The organism is Marinactinospora endophytica, assembly GCF_054780875.1.
Genome location: NZ_BAAGVM010000016.1, coordinates 93085 through 103360 on the forward strand (window position 1 = coordinate 93085; position 10276 = coordinate 103360).

The 10276-nt window shown below is 71.4% G+C and carries 5 protein-coding genes; 2 read left to right on the forward strand and 3 right to left on the reverse strand.

The window, feature by feature from the left end:
* Positions 1-606 precede the first annotated feature (606 nt).
* A complete protein-coding gene (locus tag ACYVHU_RS24440; protein ID WP_078761739.1) occupies positions 607-3378 on the forward strand; it encodes a helix-turn-helix transcriptional regulator in 2772 nt (923 codons plus the stop codon).
* Here ACYVHU_RS24440 and ACYVHU_RS24445 read toward each other — a convergent pair.
* Positions 3375-4364 carry a TetR/AcrR family transcriptional regulator gene (locus tag ACYVHU_RS24445; protein WP_498949592.1) on the reverse strand — a complete coding sequence of 330 codons (990 nt, stop codon included), beginning with the start codon at positions 4362-4364 and terminating at the stop codon, positions 3375-3377. The genes ACYVHU_RS24440 and ACYVHU_RS24445 overlap by 4 nt on opposite strands.
* A gap of 286 nt (positions 4365-4650) precedes the next feature.
* Here ACYVHU_RS24445 and ACYVHU_RS24450 point away from each other — a divergent pair, with 286 nt between their 5' ends.
* On the forward strand, positions 4651-6219 hold the full coding sequence (locus ACYVHU_RS24450; RefSeq protein WP_078761737.1) for an MFS transporter: 1569 nt from the start codon (positions 4651-4653) through the stop codon (positions 6217-6219).
* 119 nt (positions 6220-6338) lie between these two features.
* On the opposite strand, the gene ccrA is transcribed toward ACYVHU_RS24450, so the two are convergent.
* Together ccrA and ACYVHU_RS24460 are read right to left on the reverse strand one after the other, a co-directional pair.
* Entirely contained in the window at positions 6339-7703 is a 1365-nt protein-coding gene (gene ccrA / locus ACYVHU_RS24455) for a crotonyl-CoA carboxylase/reductase (RefSeq protein ID WP_432937292.1), read from the reverse strand.
* A gap of 281 nt (positions 7704-7984) precedes the next feature.
* A partial coding sequence (locus ACYVHU_RS24460; protein ID WP_498949593.1) for an SDR family NAD(P)-dependent oxidoreductase occupies positions 7985-10276 on the reverse strand: 2292 nt, incomplete at its 5' end.

The following is a 10276-nucleotide window of genomic DNA, read 5'->3' on the forward strand; positions in this document are numbered from 1 at the left end:
TTTTTCTGGGGTGGTCTGAGTAGGGTGGAGTAAAGGTCTGAATCGGTACAAAGCACAGTCTTTGCAGGCGGTGGGAATGGCACGTGCGCCATCCGTCCTGCTGAATTAGGTGATCTCAGGGCTCCGAACGGGAGCCTCGTGACCGGTGCTCCGGACGGGTGGCACGGCCCCCGGGCACCGCGCCCGACGACAGTGAACGCGCCGCCCCGCCCCCGCGGTGCGCCGGACCAGGCGTATGCCGCGCCGACGGGAGGTCGAACCCTGGCCGCATGGAACGAGCACCCGGCCCAGGCCGTGAAGTGTGGTGACGCCGGATTGCGATCTGTTTCACCATCCCGGACCCGCAGCCGTGCCTCGCGTTGAAGGGCGAGGGCGGCGGAATGGGGGCCGGCCCCGGGTGACGATCCCGGAGGGCTGGAACGAGGCCGGGGCGGACGCCCTTTTCGTGATAATCCATCCTGCTCGCGGGCCTTCCATGGTCATTCGTCCATGGTGCCATCACCCCATCCTGGACCAGGTCGGGTGTTCTCCCGGAAATGATCTGACTTTCCGGAAGGCGAGCTGCCGAAAAGAAGTTCACGGGGATTACGTCAGAAGGAAAAGTCGATGCAGCTGGTTGAACGCGAATCCGAGCTGACCATTCTCAGGTCGATGCTCGACGAAATCGGCGACCGGCGGGGGAGGATCGCGGTGATCACCGGGCCGCCGGGGTCCGGGAAGACGCGGACGCTGCACGCCTTCGCCGAGGCCGCGGTTCGGTCGGAGACCGTCCACCTGAGCGCCTCGTGTCTGAGGAATGAACAGAACCTCTCGCTCGGGGTCGTCTATCAGATCGCACAGAGCCTTGCCACGTCGTTCGACGAGCCTCCCTGGGCACTCAGGGAACTGCGCGAGGCGATGTTCAACGCCGGACCGGACGGGGTCAGGGTGGAGGACGTCAACTGGATCGGAATCACCCAAGGTCTGTGGGGGGCCATCACACAGCGTACTGACAACGATACTGTACTCATCACTGTCGATGACGTCCAGTACGCCGACCCCATCTCCCTCGAAGTGCTCACCCACTTCGTCAACCGGGTGCACGGAGCCAGGGTCCTGCTCGTTTTCACGGTCACCGAAGGGCCGTCGGGGCTCCCCTTGCGGATCCAGGCGGGCCTCATGCACCACCCGAACTGTCGCAGGCTCAGGCTCACCTCCTACCGGCCCGGCATGATCGCCCGGCTGCTGGAGGAGGTCCACGGGACCGGAGACGAGGCGACCGCGGAGTGGATCCACGACGTCAGCAACGGCAACGCCCTGCTCGTCCACGCCCTCGTCGAGGATCTGCACTACGCCGCCGATCCGGCCGGTCGCGCCACGGGGGAGGCGTTCAGGGGAGGCGTGCGCACGCTGCTGTACCGCATCGGCCCCGCGGCCCGCCAGGTCATCCACGCGGCGGCCGTCCTCGCCCCCTTCGTCACACCAGACCTGCTGGCCCGGGTGCTGCGCGTCGAGCGCGCCGACGTCGCCGCCACCCTGTCCTGGCTGGAGTCGATCGGGCTGCTGGGGGCGGAGGGCTTCCGCCATCCCGCGGCCAGGGACGCGGTGCTGGAGGCGATCGAGCCGGACGCGCGCCGCGAACTCAACGCCCGGGCCGCCCAGGTCCTGCACGGAATGGGAATGCAGCCCACCGTGGTCGCGGACCGGGTCCTGGAGGGCGGCCCGCTCCAGGAATCCTGGATCCTCGACATCTTGTGCGAGGCGGCCGACCAGGCCCGTGCCGCCGACGAGCACGAGGTCACCGTGCGCTACCTCCGGCACGCGGTGGACCTGTGCACCGGCGAACGGGAACGTGTCGACCTCGTCGTCGCCCTGGCCAAGGCCGAGTGGCGGGTCAACCCCTCCGCCACCCTCGTCCACCTCTCCCGGCTGCTCCAGGCCGCGCGTGACGGTCTGCTGGGACCCGCCGATGTGTACTGGCTTCTCACCTGCATGCTCTGGCACGGCAACGAGGAGGAGGCCGCGTCGCTGTACGCGTTGCTCGAGGCCGACGCGGGCGAGGAGGCGGCCGAATGGCGGGCCACCGCCGAACAGTGGATGTCCGGCACCCATCCGGTCCTGTTCCACCGGCTGCGCGGCGGCTACCGGGCCGCGCCGCTCCAGCGGCGGCGTGGGTCCCCGGCCGCGCTGCTGCCCACCGGTCTGCGCGGGGAGGTGACCGACGCTGGAGCGGCGGCCGCGGAACGCATCCTGCAGTCCGCCCGGATCGACGGCGTCGGCGTCGAAGTGGCCGAGTCCGCCCTCTTCCACCTCGTCTACTCCGACCGCCTTGAGGAGGCCGCCACGCTGTCCCACGCCCTGTGCGAGCGGGCGGCCCGGGGCTCCTCACCGATGTGGACGAGTGTGACCGCCGCCTTCCACGCCTTCGTCGCCGAGCGGCGCGGCGACCCGGCCACGGCGATCCGGTATGCCGAACGCGCCCTCACGGCGCTGCCGATCCGGAGCCTGGGGGTCCTGGCGGCGCTGCCGATCGCCACGCTGGTCGAGGCGTGCACCTGGACGGGGGAGCACGAACGCGCCGCCGAGTACCTGCGCATCCCGCTCCCCGCGGGGGTGTACCGGACCCGCTACGGGCTGCATCACCTCGCCGCGCGCGGCTGCCACCAGATCGCGGTGGGGCAGCCGCACGCCGCACTGAGCGACCTGCTGGAATGCGGGGCACTGATGCGGACCTGGGAACTCGACAACCCGCTGCTCGTGCCCTGGGCGCTGCGCGCGGCCACGGCAGCGGTCGAACTCGGTGACCGTGCGCGGGCCGTCAGGCTCCTGGACCGGCACCGGGCCCTGCCCCACGGCCACACCCCCCGCACCAAGGGGATGGCGCTGATGGTGCTGGCCTCGACCAGGGAGCTTCGGCAGCGCCCTCCACTGCTGCGCGAGGCCGTCGACCTGCTCCAGGAATCCGGTCCCGACAACGAGCTGCGCCAGGCCCTCACCCTGCTCGGCCGGACCCTGGCCGAACTGGGGGAGAACGACAAGGCGCGGCTCATCGGCCAGCAGGCGCGGGGGATCGGCCGGAGAGGGACGGACGGCCCGTCCCCCGAGGTGCCGGCCGTGCCCGCGCAGGCGCCGACGGCGGGAGGCGGCGGGGAGATGGGGCCGGCGCGGGGGGCGCGCGGTCTGCTCAGCCCGGCGGAGCACCGGGTGGCCTCCCTGGCGGCCTTGGGCTACACCAACCGGGAGATCTCCCGTAAGGCCCACATCACCGTCAGCACCGTGGAACAGCACCTCACCCGCATCTACCGCAAGCTCGGCATCGCCGGCCGCAACGATCTGCCCCTCCTCTTCTCCACCGGCACCGCCGACACTCCGGGCCGGGCCCCTCTGGTCGTCGGTTAGACGGAGGGGGCCGTGTCCCGGCCGGGGCGCGGCCCCGCGGCGCCCTCCTCCCCGGCCGCTCCCTCCGGGGAGGGGTCGGCCGGGGAGTGCACGGGCTCCGCGGAGCGCTCCCGTTCCAGGAAGAGCGCGACCCCGTCGAGGGCCCGGGACAGGCAGAACTCGAAGAGGCCGTCCAGGTCCTCGACGACCTCCTCGTGGTTGCGCAGCGCGGCCAGGCGCGGATAGGACACGTCGGCCGTCGTCTTCAGCGCCGCGGGGACCTTCACGGAGCGGAACTCGCTGACGGAGTCCGGCCCGCGCCGCAGGGCCTCGATCTCGCTGACGCGCAGCATCGCCAGCCCGTGGACGAGGCTGTCCACGCTCAGGACCAGACGGTGCGAGGTGACCGGGTCCAGTCCGTGGCCGTCCAGGAGGGAGCGCACCCGTTCCCCGTAGGTCAGCAGGCTGGGGACGAGGGGCTGATGGACACTGGCCATCACCTGGAGGCTCCAGGGGTGCCTGGAGTACAGCGCCCACTCCCAACGCGCGGCGGCCTCCAGGCCGGTACGCCAGTCGGTCGCCTCGGGGAGCCCCTGCTCGCCCTCGCTGAAAACGGCCTCCACCATCAGGTCGATCAGCTCGTCCTTCGAAGCGACGTAGTGGTACAGCGACATCGTGGCCACGCCGAGGTGAGCGGCGACCTTGCGCATCGACAGCCCGTCCAGTCCTTCGGCGTCGGCGATCTCCATGGCGGCCTGCACCGTCACCTGGAGGGAGAGCCCCTCGCTCTTCTGCCCGCCGCCCTGGCGCGTGGCGGGGCGGTCCTCCCCCTCCCCCTCCCCCTCCTCCACCGCCGTGGGCTGCGGCGGGGAGGGGTCTCCCTCGGTCATGCGGGCCCTGGCCCGGGCCCGGTAGGCGTGCGCCTGGCAGGAACGCGAACAGTACAGGGGTTTACGGCCGCGTGCCGGTACATCGAGTTTGCGTCCGCATTGCACGCAGGTCCTCATCCGCCCACCTCTTTTTTCGTCACACGAGGATCGGTTGTGTTGAAATGATACTCGGTCCAGATTGTGCGGTAAAGCTGTGACGAAATAAAGAGATGCGTTTATGCAGCTCAGCGGATCAGGAGGACGTTAGACCGGGACAAAAGGGGTCTTAGGGCCTGGTGTCATCCCAGGAGGTTACGGCTGCACTCCAAGGTAGGGGCCGGGTTGTGATGAGTTGTTGTCAGCCTTATGGTGTACTTGGACACAGTACGAAAGTAATTCTGATGCACGTAAGGAAAGGTGCGACATGCCTTCAGTGAAGGAGCAGGGAAAGGCCGGGTGGAAGGAATGGACCGGCCTGGTCGTTCTCATGCTCCCGGTCCTCATCATCTCGATCACGGTGACCGCGCTGTTCTTCGCCCTGCCGGCGCTCACGGCGGAGATGGAGCCCACGGCCTCCGAACAGCTCTGGATCGTCGACATCTACACGTTCGTCCTGGCGGGCCTCCTCATCCCGATGGGATCCCTCGGTGACCGCATCGGGATGCGCCGGCTGCTCCTCGTGGGTTCCGCCACGTTCGCCGTGACCTCCGTGGTGGCCGCCTACGCCCCCAACGCCGAGACGCTCATCGCCATGCGGGCCCTCCAGGGCGCCGCGGCGGCGACCCTCATGCCGCCCACCCTCGCCCTGATCCGCAACCTCTTCCGGGACACCCGCCAGCGCCAGATGGCCATGGCGCTGTGGGCCACGATGCTGTCCGTCGGCAGCGTCATCGGCCCCATCACCGGTGGCTGGATGCTGGAGTACTTCTGGTGGGGGTCGGTCTTCCTCGTCAACGTCCCCTTCATGATCATCCTGCTGATCGCCGGCCCCCTGCTGCTGCCTGAGACGCGCCCCAACCGCGAGGGGAGGTTCGACCTGCTCAGCGGCGGACTGATCCTGCTGGCCGTGCTCCCCATCGTCTACGCGGTCAAGCAGATCGCCGCCGGAGTCATCGGGATCCCGGTGTGGGGCGCCATCGTCGTGGGACTGGTCGTGGGCGTCCTCTTCATCCAGCGGCAGCGCAAGATCGAGCACCCCATGCTGGACCTGGCCCTGTTCCGGACGTCGGCGTTCAGCATCTCGCTCATCGCGGCGGGGCTCACCCTGTTCGCCCTCGTCGGTACGACCTACTTCATCACCCAGTACCTGATGCTCGTCCTGGAGATGCGGCCGCTCATCGCCGGGGTCATGACCCTGCCGGCCGCCGTCGGGTCCGTGGCCGGCGCGCTGCTGGGCGCCGCGTTCACCCGCCGCATCCGCCCCGGCTTCGTCGTCGGATCAGGGCTGATCGTCATGTCGGTGGGCTTCCTGCTGCTGACCCAGCTGTCGGTCGAGGCGAACCTGCCGCTGCTGTTCGGCGGTATGGCGCTGGTCGGCTGGGGCATCGGCTCGGTGTCGGCCCTGGCCTCCGACATGGTCGTGGCCAACTCCCCCCGGGAGAAGGCCGGCTCCGCCTCGGCCCTCTTCGAATCCACCGTCGAGTTCGGCGGTGCCCTGGGCGCGGCCGTCCTCGGCAGTGTCGGCGCGGCCATCTACCGCAGCTCGCTGGCGGAGCGCCTGCCGGAGGGACTCCCCACAGAGGTGGTGGCGACCGCTCAGACGCTCGGCGGTGCGCTGGCCGCCGCCGGACAGCTGGCCGCGGACACCGCGGCCGCACTGGTCACCGCGGCACGCGAGGCCTACATCGACGGCACCCAGGCCGCCGCGGCCACCGGCGCCGTGCTCACGGTCCTCATGGGGATCCTCGCAATGGTCTACCTGCGTAAGACCAAGATCGTCGAAGAGGAGCACAGCCACGGCGAACCGGCCCCGCTCGACCGGAACGTCGGCTGACCCCGGCACGCCTTCCGGTCCGGCCCCGGCTGGACCGGACATGGAACGGACCGCCGATCGGAACCCTGATCCCGTTCCGGTCGGCGGTCTCTTCATGCCCGGCGCTGATAGGCCGCGGATCAGTCGGCCACGGCGGTCTGCTCCGGGTCCCCTTCACGGAACCGGTCGATCGCGTCGGCATGCCGGGCGCGCAGCTCGGGGTCGTCCACGCCGAGCCCCGGGCGCGGCGCCAACGCCAGCACCCCGACCTTGCCGCTGTGGGTGTTCTCGTGTACCCGCCGGGCGGCCAGACCGACGTCGGCCAGCCGGTAGACCGCCGACAGGGTGGGGTGCACCGTCCCCTTGGCGATGAGCCGGTTGGCCTCCCACGCCTCCCGGTAGTTGGCGAAGTGGGTGCCGACGATCCGCTTCAGCCCCATCCACAGGTACCGGTTGTCGTACTCGTGCCGGTAACCGGAGGTGGAGGCGCAGGTCACGATCGTCCCCCCGCGGCGGGCGACGTAGACACTGGCCCCCATGGTCTCCCGGCCGGGGTGCTCGAACACCACGTCGGGGTCGTCGCCGCCGGTCAGCTCGCGGATCCGCCGGCCGAAGCGCTTCCACTCCGAAGGGTCGGGGGTCTCGGGGTCCTTCCAGAACCGGTACCCTTCGGCCGCCCGGTCGATGATCAGCTCCGCCCCCTGGGAGCGGACCAGCTCGGCCTTGCGCTCGCTGGAGACCACGCACACCGGGATCGCCCCGGCGCGCAGGGCGAGCTGGGTGGCGTAGGAGCCCAGCCCGCCCGCAGCGCCCCAGATGAGCACCACGTCGCCGAGTTTGATGTGGGCGCCGTTGCGGGAGATGAGCTGCCGGTAGGCGGTGGAGTTCACCAGCCCCGAGACCGCCGCCTCCTCCCAGGTCAGGTGGGCCGGCTTGGGCATGAGCTGGTTCGACTTGACGAGGCTGAGCTGGGCCAGCCCGCCGTAGTTGGTCTCATACCCCCAGATCCGCTGGTCGGGGTCGAGCATGCTGTCGTCGTGCCCGTCAGCCGCGGACAGTTCCACCGACAGGCAGTGCGCCACGACCTTGTCGCCGGCCTTCCACCGCTGCACCCCCGGGCCGGTCCGCAGCACCACACCGGACATGTCCGAACCGAGCACGTGGAACGGCTGATCGTGGGACGCGGCCGAGGGCACCGACCGGGCGTAGCGCTTCAGGAAACCGAAGGTGGGGGCCGGCTCGAAGATCGAGCTCCACACGGTGTTGTAGTTGATGCTGCTCGCCATCACCGCGACGAGCGCCTCGCCCGGGCCGGGCTCGGGGGTGGGGACCTCGCGCACGGTCAGCGCCTTGGCGGGGTCGCGGTCCCTGATCGGGATGCCGTCGAACATCTCGACGTCGTCCTCCAGCACCACCGCGCCCCGGTAGGTCTCGGGGATCGGGAGGTCCCGAACCGCCGCGGCGTCGAATCCGTCCGACGCGAGGGCGTCTGCGATCTCCTTCATGGGTCTCCTCCGCGAGAGATGGGGGCACGGCGGCGGGCACACGGCACCGCCTTCGTCCGGGTGGGACGGGAGGGTGCCGGCGAGGGATGGAAGGGGGAGGCGCGCCGCATGGCCGCGCGTTGCGGCGCCGGGCCCGTATACGCAGGGCAACGATAATTTCGCGGCCGGGGGTCACCAACCCCTAGGTCTCCCCTACCACCCCGGAGAAGCGCCGCCCACTGCCGTGACGCGACCGGCCGGGCCCGCGAGCGGACCCGGCCGGTGAGCGGCGCCGACGCCGGTCAGGACGTCCCGAGCTGGTCGTCCAGCGCCGCGAACAGCTCATCGTCGGACAGCTCGTCGAGATCCCGCTCGGTCTCGTCCGCCTCCGTGGCCTCCCGGGCCTCGGTGGCGTCCAGCAGAGCGCGGAACCGTTCGCCGATCCGGGCGCGCTCGCCCGGGGTCAGCGGCTGTTCCCGCAGCATCCGCTCCATCTCGTCGAGCCGGCCGAGGATGCCGTCCGCGGTCTCCTCCGCGCCCTCCGGGACCAGCCGCTCCAAGACGAAGCGGGCGAGGGCCGCGGAGTTGGGGTGGTCGAAGACCAGCGTCGCCGGGAGCTTCAGCCCGGTGACGGCGTGGAGACGGTTGCGCAGTTCCACCGACGTCATGGAGTCGAAGCCCAGCTCCTTGAAGGCCACGTCCGGTTGAACGGGGGCATCGGAGTCGTGGCCCAGGACGGCGGCGGCCTCCGCGCGCACCAGCCCCACGAGCACCCGCTCCCGTTCGGTGGGAGGCAGGCCCGCCAGCCGCTCGGTCAGCGCCGTGTCGGAGCCGTCCTCCCCCGTCCCGGAGGCGGGCTCCCCGTCACCGGTCTCCTCCAGCGCCCGGGCGAACTCGGGGATCGCGCTCAGCAGCGGGCGGGGCCGGGCCAGCGCGAACGCCGGAGCGAACCGCTCCCAGTCGATGTCGGTGACGACGAGGTGATCCTCCCCGGCGCCCAGCGCCCGGCCGATGCAGCGGGCCGCCACCCGGGGCGCCATCGGGCGCATGCCGATCCGGCCCAACCGTTCCCGGACGGTCCCGTCCATCATGCCGCCGCCGTCCCAACCGCCCCAGGCGATCGAGGAGGCCGCCACCCCACGGGCCCGGCGGCGCTCCGCCAGCCCGTCCAGGAAGGCGTTGGCGGTGGCGTAGGGGGCCTGACCGCTCGACCCCCAGACCGCCGCGCCGGAGGAGAACATCACGAACGCCTCCAACGGGCGACCGTCCGGCCGGGCGGCCGCCGCCTCGTCCACCAGCTCGTCCAGGACGAGCGCGCCGGCGATCTTCGCCCGCCCGAAGGCGGCGAAGTCCGCCAAGGGAGTGGCGGAGACGAGCACGTCCTCGTGCCCAGTTCCGGCCGCGTGCATCACGGCCGTCAGCGGCGGACCGTCGGAGAGCGAGGCCAGCAGGCGCCGCACCTGCTCCCGGTCGGTGACGTCACAGGCGGCGACGGACACCGTGGCGCCCGCCTTCTCCAGTTCCGCCACCAGGTCGGCGGCCCCTTCGGCCGCGGGGCCGCGCCGGCTCACCAGCACCAGGTGCTCGGCGCCTTCCTCGGCCAGCCAGCGCGCCACGTTCGCGCCCACGCCGCCCGTCCCGCCGGTGACCAGCACGGTCCCGTGCGGCCGCCAGGACTGCGGCGACTCCCCGGCGCGGGCCCGCACCATGCGCCGCGCGTGCGCGGTCTCCGCTCGGATCGCGATCTGGTCCTCCACGCCGCCGCCCGCCAGGACACCGTGCAGGACCGCGACGTCCTCGGGTGTGAGGTCGGCGGGAAGGTCGACCAGACCGCCCCAGGTGTCGGGGTGGTCCAGGGCCAGTACCGCGCCGAGCCCCCAGACCGAGGTCTGGAAGGGGTCCACCGTGCCTGGGTCATCGACGCCGTCGACGGTGACCGCTCCACCGGTGGCCACCCACAGGGGGGCCGTCACCCCGGCGTCGGCCAGTGCCTGGACCAGCAGGACGGTGGCCGACGTACCCCGGGAGAGCGTGGGGTGGACGCCGTGCGGGGCCGCGTCCAGCGGGAGCAGGCACAGCACGCCGCCGATCGGGGTGGGATCCGCGTCCGTGACCAGGGCGCGCACCGCATCCGTCAGGGCGGCGCGGTCCTCGTCGTCTATCACGAGGAGGCGGGTCCGCAGGCCCAGGCCGGTCAGCCCGTCCACGACGGCGCCGACCCGGTCGGTGTCCCGCGCGGCGGCGGGCACCGCCAGCAACCACACCGCTTCGCCCGGCGTGGTCGCGGGGACCTCCACGGGCCGCCACACCAGCCGGTACCGCCAGCTCTCGGCCTCGGCGCGCTCGCGTTCGCGGTCGCGCAGCGAGGACAGCGCGGGCAGCACCGTCTCCAGCGCCTCGGCGTCCACGTCCAGCCGTTCCGCCAGCGTCCCGATCTCCTCGGACTCCAGGGCCGTCCAGAAACCGTCGTCCACGCCGGCCGGAGTCTGCTCGTGTCCGCTGTCGCTACCGGTGAGCCAGTAGTGGTGGTGGGTGAAGGCGTAGGTGGGCAGGTCGATGTGGGGGGTGGGGGCGGGGTGGCCGGTGGTGGTGTG